Annotated in this window: 18 protein-coding genes; 4 read left to right on the forward strand and 14 right to left on the reverse strand. The window is 28.4% G+C overall.

Annotated elements, in window-relative coordinates; genetic code table 11:
- Positions 1-8: 8 nt before the first annotated feature.
- The 7 genes from DIC82_17975 to DIC82_18005 form a co-directional block, all read right to left on the reverse strand.
- Positions 9-2,993, reverse strand: a complete 2,985-nt coding sequence (locus DIC82_17975; GenBank protein ID AWK52765.1) for a hypothetical protein — start codon at positions 2,991-2,993, stop codon at positions 9-11.
- Positions 2,994-3,153: 160 nt separating this feature from the next.
- Positions 3,154-4,293, reverse strand: a complete 1,140-nt coding sequence (locus tag DIC82_17980; protein AWK52766.1) for a hypothetical protein — start codon at positions 4,291-4,293, stop codon at positions 3,154-3,156.
- Positions 4,294-4,427: 134 nt separating this feature from the next.
- The gene (locus DIC82_17985; protein ID AWK52767.1) at positions 4,428-6,305 is read right to left on the reverse strand and encodes a peptidase S24; all 1,878 of its coding nucleotides are present in this window, start codon (positions 6,303-6,305) and stop codon (positions 4,428-4,430) included.
- Position 6,306: 1 nt separating this feature from the next.
- Positions 6,307-6,669 (reverse strand): nucleotide pyrophosphohydrolase, encoded by a 363-nt coding sequence (locus tag DIC82_17990; protein AWK52768.1) that lies wholly within the window; start codon positions 6,667-6,669, stop codon positions 6,307-6,309.
- Positions 6,670-6,715: 46 nt separating this feature from the next.
- A complete protein-coding gene (locus tag DIC82_17995; protein AWK52769.1) occupies positions 6,716-7,747 on the reverse strand; it encodes a hypothetical protein in 1,032 nt (343 codons plus the stop codon).
- An 18-nt stretch (positions 7,748-7,765) separates the two neighbouring features.
- Positions 7,766-9,655 (reverse strand): ATP-binding protein, encoded by a 1,890-nt coding sequence (locus tag DIC82_18000; protein AWK52770.1) that lies wholly within the window; start codon positions 9,653-9,655, stop codon positions 7,766-7,768.
- 462 nt (positions 9,656-10,117) lie between these two features.
- A complete protein-coding gene (locus DIC82_18005) occupies positions 10,118-11,014 on the reverse strand; it encodes an N-acetylmuramoyl-L-alanine amidase (GenBank protein ID AWK52771.1) in 897 nt (298 codons plus the stop codon).
- A gap of 140 nt (positions 11,015-11,154) precedes the next feature.
- Here DIC82_18005 and DIC82_18010 point away from each other — a divergent pair, with 140 nt between their 5' ends.
- Positions 11,155-11,760 carry a sigma-70 family RNA polymerase sigma factor gene (locus DIC82_18010; protein AWK52772.1) on the forward strand — a complete coding sequence of 202 codons (606 nt, stop codon included), beginning with the start codon at positions 11,155-11,157 and terminating at the stop codon, positions 11,758-11,760.
- 279 nt (positions 11,761-12,039) lie between these two features.
- Here the strand turns inward: DIC82_18010 and DIC82_18015 are convergent, their stop codons facing one another.
- Positions 12,040-12,282, reverse strand: coding sequence for a hypothetical protein (locus tag DIC82_18015; GenBank protein AWK52773.1), 243 nt, complete (start codon positions 12,280-12,282; stop codon positions 12,040-12,042).
- Positions 12,283-12,584: 302 nt separating this feature from the next.
- On the opposite strand from DIC82_18015, the gene DIC82_18020 reads away from it, so the two are divergent.
- Complete coding sequence (locus DIC82_18020; protein AWK52774.1) at positions 12,585-13,160, forward strand: hypothetical protein; 576 nt, start codon at positions 12,585-12,587, stop codon at positions 13,158-13,160.
- 81 nt (positions 13,161-13,241) lie between these two features.
- A complete protein-coding gene (locus DIC82_18025; protein ID AWK52775.1) occupies positions 13,242-13,442 on the forward strand; it encodes a hypothetical protein in 201 nt (66 codons plus the stop codon).
- Positions 13,443-13,559: 117 nt separating this feature from the next.
- Here DIC82_18025 and DIC82_18030 read toward each other — a convergent pair whose 3' ends face one another.
- The 3 genes from DIC82_18030 to DIC82_18040 all read right to left on the reverse strand — a co-directional run bounded on the left by DIC82_18030 (position 13,560) and on the right by DIC82_18040 (position 17,263).
- Entirely contained in the window at positions 13,560-14,312 is a 753-nt protein-coding gene (locus DIC82_18030) for a hypothetical protein (protein AWK52776.1), read from the reverse strand.
- A gap of 2,016 nt (positions 14,313-16,328) precedes the next feature.
- On the reverse strand, positions 16,329-16,859 hold the full coding sequence (locus DIC82_18035; protein AWK52777.1) for an antirestriction protein ArdA: 531 nt from the start codon (positions 16,857-16,859) through the stop codon (positions 16,329-16,331).
- A 50-nt stretch (positions 16,860-16,909) separates the two neighbouring features.
- Entirely contained in the window at positions 16,910-17,263 is a 354-nt protein-coding gene (locus DIC82_18040) for a hypothetical protein (protein ID AWK52778.1), read from the reverse strand.
- Positions 17,264-17,917: 654 nt separating this feature from the next.
- On the opposite strand from DIC82_18040, the gene DIC82_18045 reads away from it, so the two are divergent.
- Positions 17,918-18,142 (forward strand): hypothetical protein, encoded by a 225-nt coding sequence (locus DIC82_18045; GenBank protein ID AWK52779.1) that lies wholly within the window; start codon positions 17,918-17,920, stop codon positions 18,140-18,142.
- A gap of 2,594 nt (positions 18,143-20,736) precedes the next feature.
- On the opposite strand, the gene DIC82_18050 is transcribed toward DIC82_18045, so the two are convergent.
- The 3 genes from DIC82_18050 to DIC82_18060 all read right to left on the reverse strand — a co-directional run bounded on the left by DIC82_18050 (position 20,737) and on the right by DIC82_18060 (position 22,725).
- Entirely contained in the window at positions 20,737-21,063 is a 327-nt protein-coding gene (locus DIC82_18050) for a hypothetical protein (GenBank protein ID AWK52780.1), read from the reverse strand.
- 274 nt (positions 21,064-21,337) lie between these two features.
- A complete protein-coding gene (locus tag DIC82_18055) occupies positions 21,338-22,222 on the reverse strand; it encodes an FRG domain-containing protein (GenBank protein AWK52781.1) in 885 nt (294 codons plus the stop codon).
- 227 nt (positions 22,223-22,449) lie between these two features.
- The gene (locus tag DIC82_18060; protein AWK52782.1) at positions 22,450-22,725 is read right to left on the reverse strand and encodes a hypothetical protein; all 276 of its coding nucleotides are present in this window, start codon (positions 22,723-22,725) and stop codon (positions 22,450-22,452) included.
- Between the last annotated feature and the right edge of the window lie 128 nt (positions 22,726-22,853).

The following is a 22,853-nucleotide window of genomic DNA, read 5'->3' on the forward strand; positions in this document are numbered from 1 at the left end:
TTATTAACTTAATTCTTTAATTTCCAAAACTCTTCATCCGTTAACAAATACCTATATAAAATTTTCTTCTCATCTTCAGTAGCAAATTGATTTTCTACTGCAAATTTTAATTTTTCTATATTCATATTATTTTTATTTTTTAATATTATATCTAAATATTTTTCATTTTTGAATATGTTTTCCCACCTATAATCATTTATATCTATTTGGGAATAATCAAAATTATTAGGTTCAAAAATAAATTTTAAATATATTGAGTATTCTTTATATTTTTCTAAAAACGACACATCTTCTACCTTTCCAATAATATGCAATATTATACAATTTTCTATTGCGCCTTCTAAATGATCTGGAAATGTTCTCATATTATGTCCATTTCCTCTTTTCTCTATTTCATTTTCAATTATATTAATATACTTTTGTATTATTCTTTCATCCAAACTTAATATATTATCATTGATTAACCAAAATAAATTATTATAATTTACATAATCAAAATCATATGATATAAGCATAGAATAGTATTTTTCTTTTTGCACATCACTTAAGTTTTTTCTAATCATAAATAACATTTCAAATTTTTCTTGAATAGCTATCTCGCTTAGAAAAATGTTATCTATTTTTTCATATACATTATCTTTTTTATATTTACACAATAAATTTATTATCTTTTCTAATTGATTTATTGCCCTTCTGCCTTTTGCTTCTTTAATCAAATCATAATCTAATAAATTTACAAGTATTTGATTGAATTCTAGTATATTATCATTAATAAATTCTTTGCATATTAACAATACTGAATCTAAAATATTTACAACTAAACCGTTAAATTCACCTAAACATTGCTCTATTAATCGAGATAATTCTTGTACAATTGTTCTCTTTTCTTCAATATTTAACAATAGTTTGCTTAACACTAAAACAAAGCAGTGTAGTTGATCATACATAAATCTATTTTTAAATGTTATCATACTACTACAGTAATTCTTAAATTTTATCAATATTTGTTTATTATTAATATCTTTTGATAATTTCAATTCTTTTACTTTATATATATTAAGCCAATTGTTTAACTCTTTGGATTGTACATATTTAATAAGCATATCTAAATCAAATTCATTTATTTCATATTCTTCTAATTTTGTTCCTGTCCCAAAGTACATGTTTGTTTTTTGGTTTTTGCTAGGTGTATAGGTACATAATATAGCTTTCAAATAGTATTTAAAATACTCTTTAGGATTAGAAAAATAATCTAACGTCAAATTATTAAGTTTAAAATAAAAATAATAATCATATGCAAAACCTTGTAATTCCAGTAGATTTACTAATGCGTTTCCCCAAAATGTACTACCATCTATATTTAAATATCTACTTTCATGCTTTTCGAATAAACTTTTTTGACTTAGTAAATTTTCTTCTATTCCTAAAATAATTTTTTTCATAAACTTATAAGCTTTTTGTTCCTTATCTGAAAGTTGATTAATAATCCCTTGAATCTTTTTCCAATCTTTATCTGTCTCTTCATATTTCTTTTTTTTATAAGCTATGTTATTAAAAGTATAAACTATTAAATCATGTATGCTTCTATTATGTAATAGTTTATTTTTCATTTGAATTAACATATCTTTATAATCATTTGTTCTTTCTATTTCATCTGGCTTTATTAAATAGTAGTAGTACATTTTCAATTTATCATCTCTGAGTATTGACATTTTCTTTAAAATATCATTATAATCATTATTTAAATATAGTAGAAATAATTCTTCATTTATATCGTATTCTTCATCGATTGTTATCTCAACTTGATCTAGCTTATCGCTTGTACTACAGTAAATATACCAAATACCCGTTCGTCTTAATATTTCTTTTATTTCAAGCGCTTTTGTTCCATTAGATTCTACTATTTTTTTTATTTCATTGTATTCACTTTCATCAAAAAATTCCATCATATATCCGTTTAATTTTGTTCCTTTAAATGAATGCACTGACGTTAATTCTTCATATGATATTCTTTTAAATTCATTAAATACACTAAATTGATCTAATAATATGTCAACTAGTGGCTCAACTAAAAAATCATTTGTTGAATCTAAAATATAATCTAAACAAGAATAAACTTCTTTCCCATAATAATCTAAGTTAATATCCTTATTTTTATCTTTTATCTCTTTGGGCAACTCATATGTATTAATAACATAAACATTATTTGCTTCCAAATAAGATTCAATATATTTTTCTGTTGGTTTATTATCTATTTGAATAATATAATTTTTAGGTCTTTCTTCAAATACATTATTTTCTTTAGCTAAATAATCAATCCATCCCAAAATCAATTTTAAATTATAGTCATTAAGAGAATATCCTACAAATAAAAATGTATGATCAATAAGCAATGACTTGATTTTTGTTTCTATAAGTACATGGGTATGAGAATATGAAATATAATCTTGTTCCTTCAATACTATACTATCTAAATCATTTATATCCCCATGCATTTTTATAATATAATGATTATTACTTTGCTTTAACAAGTCTTCATCTTTATATACACACTTATATAATCTAGTATTAGGATTATTGCAATTTTCTATCAACGTATCATAGTTTGTCGTTATTATATGATCTGGTAGTAATTCTAAAATTATATTGTTAATTTCATTTGATTCTGCATCTATTCCTAAAGTATCTTTGATAATACTTTTATATTTTGTGTGATTTTCGGATTTATCAATATCATAATAATATTGTGGAATTTTCAAAAACTCATCTTGAGAAAAATTGTACTTTTCAGAACATTCATTGCTACACTTTATCTCATTTTTAAAATTACACTTATCACATTTATAATATTTTAATTCATCTGCAAAAACATTAATTAATCCACCCCACGTTGGTATATTAGAATTTTTAGATACACCTGCTCCAACAAAAATTACCAATCGATTATTTTCTTTTGCTTGTCTTATATCTTTTATTTTTTTCTTTAATTCCATTTTATACTTTTCCTTTACTCGAAATCTTCAAATAACTTTATTATTACAAATTTTAATCTATAGCATTTTCCTCAAGTGATATTCCAAATATCATATCTATTAGTCATAAAACTTGTAATTCTACTGTTAAATTTTTTTTACAAACTCACATATATAAATGTTAATGACATATTGGATTCCAAGATATTCTGCAATATACTTCACTAGCTTTAAATTCACTAACAATATGCAAAGTTATATTTTCCTCCGAATATATTTCTTTAACCACTTCAATATGTGGGTGATGAAATTTATTTCTAAATCCTGCAGATATTATATATTCAATTTTTTTATACTCTAAAAATTCTTTATTAAAATTATGTTTAGATCCGTGATGTGGTAACTGTATTATCCCTAACTTGTCCCAATATTTTTCATATTTATATTTCAATCTTTCAAATTTTTTACCACTTGCATCATAATCTCCTAAATATAAACATCCCAAATTATTATTATACTTGTCATATTTAAAACATACACCCATAAGTCCACACTTTACATTGTTACATGCTTCTAATTTATATTTTGTTTCATAACTTTTGCTAATTAATCCAGAATATATTACCATAGAATTAGTATTTAAATCACCTTTAATAGAATTGTAAGCCTTCATGATTTTATCTTTATTATTTCTCCAAGTAATTTCAAAATCATTTATTGTTGTAATTTCTATCTTTTCTCTATTTATCTCATCTTGTAATTGCTTAGCTCTTACATTTTCTTGAAAATTATAAGGTATAAATACCCAACCACCTGCATTTTCAAATGTAATTTTAGTTCCTGATTCTATTTCGCCATATATTGTTTCTATATCAATACTTTGATCTCTATGACTACTATTAACTGAATCTTGTTTCACATATATAATCTCAGTTTTTCCAAGAACTACTTCTGGATTTTTAATTAAATTTCTATTGAAATCATATTGTCCTTCTTTTTTTTCCTCATCTTTTTCTTCTTTACAATATGAATCTAGTAACATTAAAACCTTTTGCTCTTCCGTTAGCAATGGTAAAAATATTCTTTCAATGTTACAGTAATCTAATAAATGTTCTATTGCATTTACATGATCATCATGAAAATGAGAGATAAATATTGCATTAATTTTCTCATTTTCATCAAATCTATCATTAATTTTTTGGCTTATAACCTCCATATTAGTATCTGATCCGCAATCAAATATCATGTTGAAATTATTAAATTTTTCTGTATAAAATCCACCTTGCCCTATAGAATTAAAAGTACGTTTCATATATTCCATATTTGCACCTCTTTCAATTTACAATATTATCCTTACAAGTTGTATACTATCACCTATTGGTTTGTTCTTCAACAAAAATAACCATAAATAATTATTTATGGTTAAAATATTTGTGTTTATATATTTTTTCTTTGTTATTCCACCCTGCTCTTAAAAAATCTCTCCGTATCCCTATCCTCAAAATAAACATAGCACCCCTTCATCCCTCTAGATAAAAGTACTCGATAAGTATTCTTAAGTAACTCAACAAGCTTTTCCTTAGATCTTTTTACAACAGTATCTTCACAATGTTCCTTATTTCCAATCCACTTCTGCAAATCTAAATCATAAGTCAAATCTTTACCTACAATTACTCCCACATAATCAAATTCAAATCCTTGTGCTGTATAAATACATCCAATTTGATTTATTCCATTTTCATCATGTGCCCACTTTGGCGCCTTTGGTATATTGGTATTTATATTTCTTATATCTGGATGAGCATTCCAAGGTCTTTTAAAATCACCTATTACCACATCATTTTTTAAAGTACCATCTTCATTAGGTTCTTTTGACCATGGCCAACAAAATCCTGCAACTATTCTTGCGGAATAGCCTTCTTTTGATTTTTCTTTTATCATGTTTTCAAGTTCTAATGGTGACTTTGCTATTTTAAAATCAAATTTATCTTCATTACAATTCCAAATAATATTTGCTGTAGGTCTAACACCCAAAGTATTATCAATCCAATTTACAAACCCATCTGAACCATCACATCTAAATTGTGCTTTTAGCTCATATTCATATATTTCGCAGCCTTTTTCCAAAGCTTTTTCTTTTATATACTCTGTAGATCCTATTTCATCAGGTCTTACTACTTGCCTGTCATCTATAAAAAATACACTTACTTTTGCTGTCCTAATTAACTCTTCTATCTGCTCTAAGTCAGATTTTATTTCCTTTTTAGTAAATCTACTATTACTTGTCTTACGAATTCTATGAGCTTCATCACATATTAAGACATCTAACATATTTTCACTTGCTACCATATAACTATTAAAATACTTAAATTCAGAAGATCCTTTGCTTCCTATTACTGTTCTTAAAGTTTCAGTAAATGCCCTAGATCCTGTAGCATATTGTGTAACATAACCTTCCTTTAATAAATCAGCCATTAAATTTATTGCAACTACTGACTTTCCTGTACCTGGACCACCTTTAATTATCAATACTTTCTTTTTATCATTCTTGCAAGATTCTTCAGCGGTTGCAAGTACTTTATCATATACTATTTGTTGTTCATCTAATAAAATATATTTAGGAGTACCTTTTATTATATTAGATACATGATTCATAAGCTTTTTCGTAGGTTTGTATTTACCATTCTCCACCTTTTTAAGTATTTCTACGCCTTTACCATTACCTACTTTATCAGCAATATATTTTCCTAATTTTTCTTTATCATCATTGCTAAACATTGGATAGTTATTAATTATAGAATTAAACTTTTCATTTAATATTGCATCTTCAGTCTGATATTTATAATTATGCAAATAGGAGCACGCACTTAAAATAATTTTATCCTCTTCACCACTATTAAAAGCAGTATGAGTATCTCCTAAATACCTCATATATTGACCTACTTGTGCTGATGGATGAAGTACATCTTTTTTAACTCCACCAATCCAAGTCACAACTTCATTCTTACCATTTGATTTATCACATTTACTCCATTGTTTTAATTCTATAATTACAGCTTCATCTATATTAACTTTGCTCTTACCAGTTACCATACAATCTAATCTTTTTGATGTTAATGGTAACTGATATTCAAGTAAAACTCCATTGTCCTTAAGTCCAATTTCACTAAATATATCAGATAATTCCTTCAAGGAATTCTTCCAAGATAAGACTTCATTTTCAGAAGGAACATGTCTAAACTTACTAAAAAAGCCTAACTTAAGTTTTTCGGCAATATGGTTTCTATTATTATCTAATATAAACTGCTCTGCAGTGCCTGAATATAATCTCATACTAATCCTCCGAATACTTTTTATTAGACCCTTTAAATTTTTCTACATTATACTTTTTATTATTCTTTTCAATTTTCTTCTTTAATACTTCTGATAAATCTATATTATTCATTTGAGCAAATCTTAGCAAGAAGAAAAATATATCTGCAGTTTCATCCTCTATATCTTCTCTTTTCTTAATATTATCAAATATTTCTTTCATATCCTCTTCATTCTTAAATCTAAACAATGATAATAATTCATTTGCCTCTGTAGATATTCCAATAGCTAAATCCTTTGGATTATGAAATTGCTCCCAATCTCTATCATCACAAAATTTCTTAACCAGTTCCATTGACTCACTAATATTGATTTTGTTGTCCATATATTACACCTTCTTTTTTCTTTAAATCTAAATATTAACATCATCATTATTTATTAAAATAATACCGCAACGTCTTAGTACTACTCATTCCACTACCTGTATCTTTTATTATTTCAAATGGATATTTATATATTTTTAACATTGCATTACACACTGATGGAACCCTATTCTTTAATCCCATTATTTTATGAATTTCACCTGAAGAAACATCTAGATACAATTTTTCATTTTCTTTTGATTCATCTAATATTTTCAATATACATTCTGTTATATCATTTTTTAAATTCATCGTTTTTTCAGTTTTGCTATTTTTGCTATTTTTGCAATATACATTCTTATGGTTAATACTGTATGATTCACAAAATTGTATAATTTTTTCTATTTGTTCTATTGAATACTGTTCTTTGTTCTCTAAAATATATCCTATCTGCCAGAAATACATATCAATAAGCTTCATAGCTGGATAGTATACTCTATCATTAATAAATAATTCTCTACATGAAGTAAATTCATCTACAAATTCATTATAAAATTTCACTAACGTTTTTAATGACTCCTCACATAAATTTGTATTTTTTAAACCATGTGCTTTAATTCCACTAACAAAATATCTGTCATATGCAGGCATTATTCCATACACACCTAATAATATTTTTGAGCATAATGTATCCGTTACAGATACTCTTTTTCTTTCACCATTAACCTCATAAATGTTATTTTCATAAGAACTTATCGTATCTTCAATCATTTCATCAATACCATCAAAATCATCAAGTTTAATTATTTTATTTTCTCCGTTGCAAAAATACTTTTTATATTTATTATTTTTCACCACATTATTTATAAAATATCTATGTATCCTATAATCCTTTTGAAGCAGAAATGAAGATCCTCTCATCATACCCCAACTTGCTAAATAAAAGCCTAGATGTAAACATGCATAATCAAAATTCTCATCATTTTCAATGTTTTCTTCATGGTTGCCAAAGAAATTATAACAATGTTCCCATGATTTATACCTATGATTATGATCATTTTTAGTAAATTTATGATATTCCTTTAACATTTCCGTTACCATTTTCATCACCCACATATCTTATTTCTTAATTCTATAAATTCTATCTTTCAAATAACTAGAAAGACCTTTATCTGTGCAATATACATAACAACCTTTCATTCCTCTAGTAATTAATGTTCTATATGTATTTCTAATTATTTCATCTGCAATTTCCGCAGCTATCTTTGGTTCTTTTTTATGCATCCCCTTAATTCCACTTAATGATTTATCTGTGGATGCTCTTCTAGTAAAATCAGTAATTAACCTTTCATCTTGGAATCTTAAATCATCACCAATTATTACTCCGACATAATCAAATTCTAACCCTTGACATGTATGTATACAACCACTTTCACTTACTGAACTTTCATCAATTGCCCATGTTGAACTATTACTAAAATTCCATTTCATTTTAAAATTATGTTCTGGAATATCTATATCATACTCTGCAGCATCTTTTCCACCTTTTTTAGTAATCCAATTCCAACAATATCCTGAAATTATTCTGGCTTTATTTCTTTCCTTATTTTTTTCTTCTATTAATTCTGCCATTTCATTCGGATCATCTACTATTCTAAAATCATAATCAAAGTCATATCCATCAAAATTTGCAGTACTCCTAATTTCAAGAACATCATCAATCCAAGCTAAATATCCATCAGATCCACTACACCTAAACTGAGATTCTAGTTTAAGTTCTGTTACTTTAGCACCCTTTTCTTCTGCAAATTTTATAATATCTGCTTTATTTCCTATATCACTAGTAGTAACCTTTTGATACTCATCAATAAAGAATACTGAAACTTTAGATGAATTAATAATTTCCTTCATTTGATTTTCACCTTTATTTTTAAACATTCCAGATTTCTCATTTAATCTATGAGCTTCATCAACAATTAACACATCAAACTCATCCACTTCAGATTCTGTATAAACACCAGAACCTTTAAATAAATTTTCTATATCTTTTTTCTTGTACTTTCCTTTAAGTTTCTGATGATAAACTTGTCTTGGTGCTGCATTTTTAGTTACATACTGACAAACATATTCATATCCGCTTAGCTTAACTAATAGATTTATAGCTAGTACAGATTTACCAGTACCAGGACCTCCTTCAACAATAAATACATGATGTTTTCCATTTTCTACATCTCTTTTACTGTTTTTAAGAATTGTTTCATAAACTACCTTTTGATCATCAATCATCTTAAATTCTTGATTTCCATCAAGCATCATAGCTAGAGCATCCTGAAGAGATTTTGATGGTCTTATCTTACCTTGTTCTATTTTATAAAGACCTTCTTTATTATCAGCTTTCTTTATGTACTTAGTTATAAATTTTCTAAGGTCTCCAATTTCCCCCTTACCAAAAACAGGTGCTTTTGAAGTATATTCATCGTATATTTCATCAATGATTGGATCATTTTTTTCAAGCTTACTGTAATTATGTAAATATGCACATGGATGCAGAAGTAAATTATTTTTTTCAACAGCATCATTATAATCTTCAATTAGGCTTGCATATGACCATGCTTGATAAGATGGATGTGTAGTTTCCCTAATAGATCCACCAAGAAAAGTCATAACTAATCCATCCTTATCCTTTACTGCCTCAGCTTCTTGCCATTGCTTTAATTCAAAAATAATAATATTATTTCTATCATCGGCATCAAGACCAGTTAACATAAAATCAACTCTTCTTGAAGTTGCAGGAATCTTATACTCAATAGCAACTCCACAATTATTAGGAATTGCATCTGTATTTAGAACTTTATACATATATTGCAAAGAATTATTCCATGAATCCATTTCATGCTGAGAAGTCCTTTTCCCCATCATTTTTATAAAATTATCATTAATGCATGTAACTATAGTGTCCTCAGTTACATGTTCCATAAATTCATCCTTAGTAGCTTCATAAATAATCATTTAGTTAACCCCTTAATACAAATTTATACTTACAATACTGTAAATACCTATTTCTATTATACTCTATATAAAATAAATATTTCTATAATAAAAACTCCTTATTTTAAAAGGAGGATTACTCATTATATTTAGTTCACTTATAATTTCCATACAAACAGCTCCTATATTACAGTTTAAACGGTAACTACATTATCTTTGAGTCTTTCCAGAAGCTTATAATAAGATAATATATGTTAAAGTAATACTCAAGGGGTTTAAACTAAGACCTTGACTATTACTTTAACATACATTGAATAGCCACTAGGCTTCTATATCTAATACTATGAATACAGTATTCCAATAAACTAAATATAATAGTTGGAATGTACTTTTATTTGCATATAACTTAGTAATTCCTATAGATTTTAATTTCTAATTGAAATACTGTACTATCTCATACTTAATAATCATTTAATGATATAATTAACTAATCCAAGCCCCACTTCCACCAACAGTAAACCCATCAGGAGTAACACAATCACAATACATCCACCCATGTTCATCAAAAGCATAACACCCACTATCAATCCAAACCCACAAAGGCTTGTCCTTACGCCCCCTCACCATCTTACAGCTTCCATCTAAGTAATACCAATATCCATCACTTTCATCATAATACCAAGCAGACTCTAAAGCATATCCTCTACTATCAAATATATACCACTCTCTATCAATCTCCTTCCACCCATTCTGTGAAGTATAATAATATCTATTAGTAGTATCAGTGCACCACCACCATCCGATTTCATTCCTGTTCCACCCCAATTTCCAAACACTATCACTAGAACTCTCAGCTCCAACTAACCCATTAACAATAGCCCTTGCAATTACCTCAGCATTATAAACAGATGCATCAGAGCTATCTGCAAATAAACATTCAACCAAAATTGCTGACATAACAGTTCTATTAAGAACAATAAGATTTCGTGTCTTTACCCCTCTATTAGTCAAATTCAGAGCATTAGCTATAGACATACTTACCTTAGTAGCATATTGATTAGCCACCTCAGATTTTCCAGTAACACAAACTTCTGGCCCATTACCTCCCCCTGCATTAATATGAATCTCCACATATAATTCAACCTCTGTTGTCTTTGCAATTTCATTAGCTTGATTAGCTCTAATATAGCAATCTTCAAACTCATAACTATTGCTCTCATCCACCCTCAACAAATTAACAACATGCCCTTTTCCCTTTAAATATTCTGCAACCAAAGCTGTAATTTCACTTGTACAATTACTTTCATCAAGCCTTGCAACAACACCACAACCAATATTTCCACTAGCAGTATGACCTACTGCTATAACAAAATTACTCATTTATACACCTCCCTTTAAAATTTCTTATTTTCTCATATGAGATATATGTAATTCGAACATATATACTATATATAGAGATAATTTTTATTTCCCACTAAACTATTAATTGTTAATTGTTAATTGAAAAAAAGGGGGTTTGTATGAATTTTGAATATATTGAATACTTAGTTACTAATTGCAAAAATGGTGATAAATTATCAAAAGAAAAACTAGCAGAGGAATTTAGACCTTTAATATTTAACATATCTAAAAGAACTTTTATTGATAGATATGAAATAAATGATATTCAACATGAATGTTATCAAACTCTTTTTAAATGTGTTTCCTTATACAACTTAGAAAAACATAGATTTGTTGCTTATGCTACTAATGCTATTAAAAATAATATCAATGATCTTATGAAAAGAATTAAAACTAGAAGCTCTACTGAAGGAAACAATGCATTAAGTCTACATGCTGATGTTGAAAAAGATTTGCCCTCTCAGGATATTGGCCTTGAAGATTTATTTTGTGATCAGTGTGATTATGAGGATTTAAGAGCTGCTCTTAATAATTTAAATAAAGAGGAAAAAGAGCTTATTGATTTTATATTTTATAAAAATAATACAGTTCAAAATTATGCTTACTATAAAAATATGTGCTACTCTACTGCTAATCTTAAAAAGAAAGTTACTTTGAAGAAGATCTTAAATTATATAAATATACATTATAATGAAATCGAATACTCAAAAAAAATCCAAGGCTGATGCATTGGATTTTTTTATGTTGTATCTACTTTTATGTCTTCATAAAAAATAATATACTACATACTTAATCTATTACTTTCAAAATATTATAGAAACCTTGTATATTATAATTACTTATTGACAATAATTTTAATGAAAACATGATAACTCATATTAAAAAGAGATAGCTTTGATTATCCCCCCATGCTATCTCTTTTTGTTATGTCAAATATAATTCTTTTTCCATACCCAAGAAAGGCACTACTATCTTTGAGTATCCTCTTAATCTAAAATGGTCATCTAATCAACTCTAAAAGTACTAATAACATTTGTAGTCTCTTCTATATATACCTCCCGAACTTCATCAATCAAATCACAAATACATTTAAGACTACATCCCTCACAATATTTTATAATTCCCTCTGATAATAAAGAGCATCCCATCTTATCATCTAAAGTAGAATTTCTAATTGCCAGAGCTATCTGTTTCTTATCAAACCATTCACGCTTTTCTGAAGTCATCTGAATTTCATTTTTAACCATTTACAACACTCTCCAAAATTTATTTACAGCTCAAAAATTTTTCACTGCTACTATGGATATATGTTTTAATCTCAAAAATCACATTAAAATAACTAAACTTTTTATCGCTATAACCTCTTAACCCGCATTTTTGGCGCATATTCTTCACCATATATATGGTAAACCATATTTATGGTAGTATTCTTCTCCATATATATTGTACAGAATATATATTCTTCTCCATATTTATTGTTCACCATATTAGAATATATCCTTTTTAATCATATATCCTAAGTAATAATACTAAATAAGGAGATATATTTATGTCTAAGAAAAAAACACCACCAGAACCCAAAAATGATTTTGCACCTAAAGAAGACCTTGATATATGTGGCTTCAGTGATAATCCAATTATATCTGGAGAATGTGTTGCATATTTCTCATTTAATGATAATTCAGCAAATGAAATTGATGAATCAACTACTACTTCACAACTAAATCCCATTACTACATCTAAATCAGATTCTAATAAAACTATAGATTTTAATAATTCTAATAATAATAGTATTTTTGATATTAATAATTCAACTGATAAGATTTTAGATAACATTAACTCCAATACTCTGACCAAATCAATTCCTCAAATAAAAGCTCCCTCTAATAATGAACCCACCTTACCAGATAATAGAAAAGCAGCAATCGTCAACGGATGTGCACCTCCTATTGCTGGAGAATATTTAGATGTTAAAAGAACCTATATGCTCCGAAGTTCTACTGTTAGAAAACTAAATGAGCTTAAGAGCATTAACCATGATTTAAATACTTATGTAAGCACAATAGTTGATTTAGCTATAGCTCATTACTATGATCACATAGTTAATGATGGTGGTACTAAATAATTAATCTTTTAATAATTATTTATCCTTTAACATGAAATAATTTGCTCCTTCACATATATCCAATGTAGGAGGTGATGAATTATGGAGGTAAATGCATTAATTAATCTGATAATAGATAATGGATTTCCAATAGCTGTTGCTGCATATTTGCTTATTCGCTTAGAGAAACAAATTAATACGCTATCTGGTTCAATTAACAAACTAAATACCATAATATCAACAAAGCTTGGAGTTGTTATAGATAATGACGTATCTGGTGATAATTCTCATAAAGTGGCATGAAGAAAGGCAATAAACATTTCGATTAATAAAATGTTTATTGCCTTTAACATTAGTTATAGGTAGTCACTAAAATTCGCTAATTTTAATATAGCTTTTCAATTAATATTTATGTTAAATTTATAACGTTTTTGTTTTTAACTTTTCTATTAATTCTGTGAAATTGCTAGGATAATATGAAGTACAAAAACGCTTAAAATCTGTATATTCAGTGTCATTATTGCTATTTATGGCCCAAGTAACTCTTTCAAAATAACCTTGTTCCCTATCTTCTTCATTATTTCGAATTTCAGCAAATTGAAAAAGTAAAATCACATCCTCATCATCAGAATCATAATTAATAAATGTTTTACTTGCATACTTCCAAATATATTTGCCTCCATTATCTTTTCTATTATCCCATTCAGCATAATTTTCTATTTTGTTGCTTTTATATGCTTCTATCATATTAAATATCCAAACAACCCTCTTACCAAAATGGTTATAAAAGCGGTTTCGTTCATAAAATTCATCACTTGAGATTGGACTATTTTGAAATTCAATTGCATAACCATAGCATAAAACATCGGTTCTACGAATTGTCTTTTTACTGTGTTCAGCAAAAATGTAATCATTATCGGTATCTAGTTTCAAGACAACTTCTCTATTTCTTAATGGAAATTTCTTTTGCCAGTTTCTATGCCATTCAGACATATCATTATCATAATCATCACAGTCACATTTGCTTTTGTGTGCAAAATGTTGAATCCTAACATTACCCCTTTTGACAATAAGTTCTTCATGGCATGAGGGACAAAAATATTTGTTAGATTTATGTTGTACTGCAATATCAATATCTATTAAATCATTGTTACTATCAAATGCAGAAAACATTTATTTCATCACTTCCTTTGTTAAATTTCTAAATATTACAACTCTTACAAAACGCCATCTCACTTCCTTATATATACATATTATTATATTATAACTATATTTATTTACAAGTTTTTATATACCAATATACATATTATTATTTAGCAAATTGGAATCTTAAATGGAAAATATTAATATACTTCAATATTTATAATCTACGTATATATAACATCATAAAATAAGGTTCTATTCTTCGCAGATATTGTATTCACTTGAAGCAATTAATATCTTTAGATTAAATTCGCTACACTCATGATTAATGTTTTATCATTCTGTTTTTTTAGATACTCAAAATTATCTTCTAAACTCCAAGTTTGGAAAGAGTCAATCCGTAATACTAATTCCGCTGTTGCTCCATCAGCATTACATTGACACTTTCCTTGTGGATGTTCCTGGTGTAGTTAGATCCTTAAAGCAAGCTTAAAGGATAAGATTAATGTTTTGTTATACCTAAGGATAGGAATTACAAGCTATCCCCAAATATTGTTCTAATTATAAAAATTGAGGTTTAGATAGCTTGTACTTCCCTTTGTTCTGTGTTTGCCTGCGGCAGCAAGGAAAAGGTCTATTAATAAATTTCCAGTAATTACAACATTTATTCTTTAAAAATATATATACTAAATTATAACTCGCTTCGCTCAGACAAATGAAATAACAGGCTGGCGCCTGTTATAATTTTATATAAGGGCACGAAGCGTGCCATTTTGTGGCTTCGCCACATATTATCCTTGGTCTTCATATTTCTTACGTATGTAAATTTCAAATATCTTACGTAATGTATTATCTATATAACTAGAAACCTACTCTATAACTTTCTAACAATTTCAATAATGCTTTTAACTATATTACTATATATCTAGGTTTACTACTGTTATAGTAGTTACTATTCTTATAGCTGTATACGCATTTTTTAAAGGACAAACTCTTTTTAATAAGGATTTGGGCACCTGGATCCATCACCCAAAAAAGGGGACAGGTTATTACCTGTGACTCCTAAACCTCTAAAAGTCTCCTCCAGAGTCGGAGCCATTTACAGGCTAAGGATTCACTAGGATTAAACTAGTCCTTTGTTTGGGTCCCGATGGGGTGTGGTCGGGTGGGACAGGTTTACTAGTCTATTTTAAAGTGCTGAATGATGGTGACTTTAAAAATAAGACAGGTTAACTCGTCCCACCCTCCCCATAACCGATAATTTATAGAAGCTAAAGCTTATTTAAGTGCATCATTAGTAGTTAGTACATCCAATGTGCAATACAAAATTTTATAGAAGCACAAGGCTTATTAAAGGACTTCATTAACAGTTAATATATCAAGGGCTGGCTTATCAGCGGTCGGTAAGGGGGTGGGGGGCTTGGACTTGCAATCAAGATTGCAGGTCCATCTTGGACAAGTTTGCCTGCTAGATCCACTTTTCCAATGGCGTGTTCTCCGACCAAAAAATCCAATAACTAAAAATAATTAAATTGAATTTTAAAAGGAAATTATTTTTAGCCATACGATTTTCCCTGCTCCGCCCACACTCATCTCCAAAGTAGACAGGCAGAAAAACTAGTCCAAGAACGCCCCCTACGCCCCCTTTTTCCTATACATCACTAACGATTATATAATGTACATTCGATGAAGCTAATCCACCTTAGACCTATAAATTGCATGATATCATATTGACAATCTCAGAAAGCGAAGAAAAATTTTATTTCATAAATTTTTTCTAACACTTTCTGAGGCCAATATGATGTGTAATTTAAAAAAGGTCTAAGGTGGACAGGCTTCTAGTTTATCATTGCAGTTAGGGATTAAAAAATCAAAAAAAAAATTATCCTGACGATAATCTTAATGTAGTAGCTATATTGTAGTTTTGGTAGTAGTGCTGGGTTTCGGCTTGGGGCTTGTCCCATTTACAATTGCATATGATCTTATGCATATTGCATCTGTTGGTAGCTTGTCCACCTTTTCTTCTAAGGGATCTCTCCCCATAATTTAATTATTACTAATTGCAATATTTAAGTTATCATCAATAAAATAATCAAAACTTAAATCTCTTCCAAAGCTCTTAAAATCAAAATATCTTTCTAATGTTTCTCTGCTCAAATCACTTACATCACCGTAAATTTCATTAATATATGAATATGCTAAATTACTACATTCATCAACTGTTGTATCTTTTTCTAAATTGATTATTATTCGCTCTTCTTTTTTCTCTATAGCTTCCTCCAGTGAACAATTTTCATTTTTCATTAAACACTGGCAAATTTTTAAATCCCCTTCACTTAAACTTTCTAAAGTTTCAGCAATTTCGTTAAGCTCTTTTAATGATGAATATTCATTGATTTCAATTCCCTCTATACTTTCCCAATCAGTAAAGAAATATTCTTCATATATTACCCCATCAATACCTATTTCCTTTAGTACCTTTTCAATTTCTTCATCACTTGCAGGTAATTCAAGCCACTTTCCTATTATATAGCCTTCGTTATATTTCCCTAAATTAGTTATGTATAAATTAATCATGTTTCCTGCTCCTTATTCTTTATTTTTGGGGACTTTCGCCCCCTATGTATTTAAAATGGCAATTCATTTTCTCCAACGCACTTTAACACGTTTTCATGTTCATCCTGAAATTGTTCATTCATTTCTTCTTCCCAATCTACAAAAGAACTATCACTTCTCATTTTTGCTACAGCTTTCCATGATTTATAATCATAATTTGAAATACTGAAAATTCCTTTTCTTCCTACATTCTTAGTAAAACTTAATCTTAAACCATATAAACTATGTGGTTCTCCATTATATTCAATAACTATTGAACCATCTTTGAGCCTATAAGCTGTTTCTGAAAATCTAAAGTCCTCAAGCTCTGTTAAATATTGATATTCTGCAATTAATGTTTTTGATTGATACTTTCCTTTATTCATTTTGTACAACCTCCCGTTTTATACCCTCCCCGCCTATTTATATTATGCCCATTACTTGAAATTTCATACATTTTTATGTACAAAAAAAGTACCTTTTTCAGATACTTTAAACATGATTTTTATTCTCCAACACATATTTTCATATATGCTCTTATTGCTTTACTTACATCCTTTCCATTTCTATGACAATATGCTTCGAACTTCTCATATAATGCTACTTCACAGTCTAAATGAACTTGCTTAGTTGGTGGTTTTATAATTTTAGTTTTGTGTTTATCTGACATATTTTACTCACTCCTATCAATCAAATATTCTGCCCAACAATAGAAATTCTATACATTCTAACATATAAAAAATTATACATTTTAGTACAAGCACTTTAGAATATTCGTTCTCATTTTAGGGAATAATAATAGTATAAAAATATTAAGAAAGGACTTAAAAACATGAGATATTTTTCATTTTCAACATGGCTAAAAACTAAAGAAACCTTTAATTCATTTACCGCTTATAAAAACTGGTTGTCCATATTATCCAAAGAAGAGGCTGAAAAAACTAACATATATTATCATGAAAAATACGAATATTTTTTAAAATACTTACAAACTGAATGGGATTAAGGGCTTCCCCTTTTCCCCTTCTTCTTAATGTCCAATTGAAAAAATAATATATTCATTAAAATTAAGAAAGGATTTGAATTCTATGACCTTTACAACATGGCTTAAAAGAAATGAAGGTTTCATTTCAAGAGCACAATATGATTCCCTTTTAAATAACTTACCTTATGAAGCACAAAGAAAAGTTACTATTTATTATAAAGAGAAATATAGATATTTTCTTGATACAGAGCCCAAACAAACTGAGATTGAATTTGAATAACCAGAGGCAATTTACTCTCCAGTTTTTATATAAAAACATAACAAAAAGAATGACTTACTAGGGGAAATAAGTCATTCTAAATATGGGTAAATAATATTTAATTAATTCTATACTCCATATATTACACTATATATATGTCATTATTATGACAATTAAATACTTTATCTGAACTTAAAATTAGAACTATTTATTAAACATAAACGAAATTTAATTTTACAATTTCTAACAATCCAAACTATGATTATCCACATCATATGAATTTAACTACTAAAATTATGGGACAAGCCCCTGGTATGTTTTGGGCAAAAAATTTCACCTCACAATTTTATTTATTAGTCAAGGCCGCGAATGCGAGCGCAGCGTGCCTTTACTCATAAATAAAATTATGATACACTTGTGCCCCCAAAACATCCCCTATAAATCAAAACATTAACTTCTATTCATAGATGCTAATCCTTTTTTATAAGTAAATCAACGATATTTTTTGACCCTTATTCTAATTTTGTCTGAGCAAAGCGAGTTATATTTATTCCTTGCTGCCAGTCCGGCAACAACAATCGTGATGATTAATATATTACGATGATATTATTTATACAGAGATATAAATTTTTTACGATGAAACTAACATTTCAAAAGGTGCCGGTCTTGTACTGGCTTCGTCTGCCTGTCACATTATGGAGCTCAGCAGGATTGGAGCGACTGGCTGTCTTTTAGTAAAAAATAATTTCCCTAAATATCTTTTTTATTATTTTTTGCTATATGACAGACAGAGCGGAAAGACTGCGAGCGGAATAATGGGACTAGCAGGCAAGCCTGTACAAGATGGAATTGCCCTCATCTTTCCAATAAAATTTATTAACAGATTGATGAGGGCATGTCCAAGGCACCCCTCCCTTGTCAGTTCATCTGACTAATATATCTAATACAGTAAGAGAGCCTGTACATTTAGAGAAATAACGTTTAACGAAGTGTCCTAGCTGAAATATAAAAACAAAATATTATTTATTCATAAACTTTATGAACATAAAAAAAACAAATATCAGAATAAAATCTAATTATTTTAGCCTGGACATTCTCGTTAGAACGAGTTATTTCTCGAAGTGTACTAGCTGTCTAGGGGCGTTCTTGTGTAAGCTTCTCCGCCTGTCCCAATCGCAGATGGGACTAGCAGGCAAGTTTATACAAGATGTACCTGCAATCTTGATTGCAAGTACAAGCCCCAGACCACAACCGACCGCGGAAACGCCAGCACACATTACAATTTAAGCAGCCATTAAAGATTTATCACCAAACTAAACCGAAGTGAATACAATGCACTCCATCGGGACCCAAAAAAGGACTAGTCTAATGCATAGAGATTCTTAGTGAATAAAAGGCTCCGACTCTGGAGGAGACTTTTAGGCGCTTAGAAGCTCTAGCTGTATGACCTGTCCCCTTTTTTGGGTGATGGATCAAGTGCCCAAATATCCATCTACAATAAAAGCCTGTCCTTTAAAAAATGCGTATACAGGAATAATAATATATTAACCATTTATATAGATATAACATTAGTATTAATTTTAGTTTTAGTTTTAGTTTTATAAAAGTATAATTATGATCCCCAAATATATATTATTGATAATAAAGCATAGTTTTTTTGTGCCCATTATACTAAGTGTTGGTCACAAACATAAAAGTGGCGCAGCCACAAAAGAGCACGCAGTGCTCTTAAATAAATTAATTCCTTTCTGCCGAAGGCAACAACAATAAAAGATATTAATTAGTTCAAGGCTGATATAATTCATGCGTAGAATAAAACTTGTTTAAAGATAATATATATAACGTACTATATATATTTCCTTGAAGTATATTAATATCTTCCTTATTGATGAGAGAAACATTAATCTTGGGCTTTAAGGCGCAGACTTTAAGCCTATCACCACAGTTGGAAATTTTATAGAAGAAAGTATCAATGTAATGCCAAGGAGCAAAGCGGATTGGTATTACATTGACTCTTTCTGGACTTGGAGTTTAGAAGATAAGTGTGCATATCCACTATGAAGAGGGAAATATTAATCCTGAGCGTAGCGAATTTAATTGTAATATGAAAACTAAATAAAGATAATAAAACTTTTTTATATAGAGATAATTAACAGGATAAATTTTATATCACTAGGTATTTAATTTTAGTTTTCCTATTACTTCCTTTTGGATGAGAGAAACATTAATCATGGGCTTTAAGACGCAGACTTTAAGCCTATCACCACATTTGGAAACTTTATAGAAGAAAGTATCAATGTAATACCGAGGAGCAAAGCGGATTGGTATTGCACATTGATTCTTTCTGGAGTTTGAATTTAGGAGTAAATTCAGGATATCCACTAATTGATGATAGAATCATTAACTTTTTAAAAATATATCTTTATATACACTTTCAAATAGATTACGCAATAAAAGATCACAGTATTTAATCATGGTATGAATAATGTGATTTTCTAATTCATCACTAATTAGTAGACTGTTTAAGATAAATATAACACCTATATTTAATTAACAAATTGGAATTTGTTGGTTTATTCAAGTTATTATGCTATATCTCACTGAAGATGTGCTTTTTATTTTTTCTTTGGTTTAAATAAAGCACTGTAAGCTTTAGCATCTAGGTCATTAATCAGCCATCCATATTTCTTTATAAAATCTAGCTTTTCTGCTATTGTTTCAAGTAGTTGCACCGACTCTTTTCCTGGAATTTGTATATTTTCCTTGTTATCAAAAAATTTACTATCTGCCCCGAATCGGAGAATTTGTGGTATCCCATCCTTTATGATTTTACGTAAAGTTACTTTTGCATAGTCTCCTGTTACAAAATCATCTCCTACTATACCGTCCAACAAACCTTTGTTTAATTTTTCAAGGACAATTTTCTTTAATTCATCTTCCATATCAACATCTACCTTTCTCAAATTATAATTTATCTTTTAGTGTGTGAGCATAAGCGAGTTTAAAATTAAGGTAATGGGCAATCTGAATAAGGATATAATATCAGTTTGTGATATACCTAGATAACATACATTTATATAAATTAGCTAGGTCCTTTAATTTTAGCTTATCTATTACTTCCTTAACTTACAATATCATCTATATTCATTTAAACACTAATATTTTCACTTTAAACTTTCAATACAATTTGCTTTTATATTCCCACTGTGGCATTGCTCATTTATTTTTTAATAATGTTTCATTGGTTTTACTAATGGAACTTTTAAATTTCTCTAATTCTTGGCATTTTATAGAACTACAAATCTTATCCAATGGAGTTCCTATCTCACGATATATAGTTTCACTATTAATATTTAATGCTAAAAGGTATTTTTTTATCTCTTCAATTGCTGCAACATTAATTTTAATTTCATCTACAAGTTTTTCACCTTCTATTGTTGTATTATTCCATCTATAATTTAATGGACCAACTGCTCCATGCAACGTAAACCTACCAGATTGTCTACATATTCTATGTGAAAAATCTTTTTTACTATATATAGCTATAGGTACATGATTTGCTGCAGAGTTATTCAAATCATTAGTCAACTTATCAAATAAATTGCTTGAATCATTATCAATACATAGTGGGTCTGTAATACGACTACCATCATTATAACCAATACATGACCACTCATTACAAAAACCTGGTTTCATAATATATATAACAGGAAATTCACCATCATTGTGAGTATCACCATCTAATGCAAAAAATAAAGCTACTAATGGATCTGTTGTCCAATCTAAAATAGGTGTCAATAAACCATAATGTTGTGCAATAAACATTAGCTGAAAATCATTTAATCCTGAAATATCAAATAACTTATTTTTTATAATTTCATTTTTTAATTTTAGAAATTCGCTTTTAAAATCAACAAATTTATATTTCAATATTGTCATCTGATCTTTACCATTAGTAATCATTTTTGCAGTTCTATATAAATTAGGTTTTAATTCCCACTCATCTGACCAATGTCCCCTATACCAAATTTCTCCACCACTTTTTTCATAAAAATCCTTTATAAATTTTAAATATTCTTCAATACTATTTATTTCTATCATACAGCCCCCCCTCCATAAATTATAATTTATCGTAGTACATCATGGTATTGTCAATTTACAATGACATTTATTATTATTTAAATTTATCTATAAAAGCAACTTATTGTTATGAATATCCATTAAGTTTTTAGATCAACCGATATCAGAATAGTTTTGAATTAAAGCAACTCGCCAAACATTATTCTTAAATAAAACTTGTTTCATTAATCAAATGATTACCACAACTTTTACCTCATTACAAAATCATGAAAGCGTCTCAAAGCATTAATCACTGCATTATGCGATATTTTCCCTAGATTCTCTTTTTCACCACCAATATCATATTGATATAAAACTTTTTGTATCTTATCAGGCAACTGTTCCCAAGTCATGTTTTCCCATTCACAAACCCTATCAATTCTTTTGATATAATCATAAACGGTGCTAGGTTTACCACTTGGAGTTGTTTGCTTATACCCTTTACTTACTAAATATTCTTCAAATTGTTTCTTCATATCAATCATCTTTATCCTTTCTAATGCTCTAATTAAATTTTATTAAACTAGTTATATCATACATCACACTCTTCACCAGCATTTATTTAGACCAAATTTCGTCAGAGTTAATAATACATCTATAGTCATATTATTAT

This window comes from Clostridium beijerinckii, assembly GCA_003129525.1.
Taxonomy (GTDB): domain Bacteria; phylum Bacillota; class Clostridia; order Clostridiales; family Clostridiaceae; genus Clostridium; species Clostridium beijerinckii_D.

Excerpts from the sequence above, each read along its gene's own strand:
- DIC82_17990 (AWK52768.1), bottom strand. The coding sequence starts at position 6,669 with ATGGACAACAAAATCAATATTAGTGAGTCAATGGAACTGGTTAAGAAA.
- DIC82_18020 (AWK52774.1), top strand. The coding sequence starts at position 12,585 with ATGTCTAAGAAAAAAACACCACCAGAACCCAAAAATGATTTTGCACCT.
- DIC82_18035 (AWK52777.1), bottom strand. The coding sequence starts at position 16,859 with ATGATTAATTTATACATAACTAATTTAGGGAAATATAACGAAGGCTAT.
- DIC82_18000 (AWK52770.1), bottom strand. The coding sequence starts at position 9,655 with ATGATTATTTATGAAGCTACTAAGGATGAATTTATGGAACATGTAACT.
- DIC82_18025 (AWK52775.1), top strand. The coding sequence starts at position 13,242 with ATGGAGGTAAATGCATTAATTAATCTGATAATAGATAATGGATTTCCA.
- DIC82_18050 (AWK52780.1), bottom strand. The coding sequence starts at position 21,063 with ATGGAAGATGAATTAAAGAAAATTGTCCTTGAAAAATTAAACAAAGGT.
- DIC82_18010 (AWK52772.1), top strand. The coding sequence starts at position 11,155 with ATGAATTTTGAATATATTGAATACTTAGTTACTAATTGCAAAAATGGT.
- DIC82_17980 (AWK52766.1), bottom strand. The coding sequence starts at position 4,293 with ATGGAATATATGAAACGTACTTTTAATTCTATAGGGCAAGGTGGATTT.
- DIC82_18040 (AWK52778.1), bottom strand. The coding sequence starts at position 17,263 with ATGAATAAAGGAAAGTATCAATCAAAAACATTAATTGCAGAATATCAA.
- DIC82_17995 (AWK52769.1), bottom strand. The coding sequence starts at position 7,747 with ATGGTAACGGAAATGTTAAAGGAATATCATAAATTTACTAAAAATGAT.
- DIC82_17975 (AWK52765.1), bottom strand. The coding sequence starts at position 2,993 with ATGGAATTAAAGAAAAAAATAAAAGATATAAGACAAGCAAAAGAAAAT.
- DIC82_18005 (AWK52771.1), bottom strand. The coding sequence starts at position 11,014 with ATGAGTAATTTTGTTATAGCAGTAGGTCATACTGCTAGTGGAAATATT.
- DIC82_18060 (AWK52782.1), bottom strand. The coding sequence starts at position 22,725 with ATGATTGATATGAAGAAACAATTTGAAGAATATTTAGTAAGTAAAGGG.
- DIC82_18015 (AWK52773.1), bottom strand. The coding sequence starts at position 12,282 with ATGGTTAAAAATGAAATTCAGATGACTTCAGAAAAGCGTGAATGGTTT.
- DIC82_18055 (AWK52781.1), bottom strand. The coding sequence starts at position 22,222 with ATGATAGAAATAAATAGTATTGAAGAATATTTAAAATTTATAAAGGAT.
- DIC82_18030 (AWK52776.1), bottom strand. The coding sequence starts at position 14,312 with ATGTTTTCTGCATTTGATAGTAACAATGATTTAATAGATATTGATATT.
- DIC82_17985 (AWK52767.1), bottom strand. The coding sequence starts at position 6,305 with ATGAGATTATATTCAGGCACTGCAGAGCAGTTTATATTAGATAATAAT.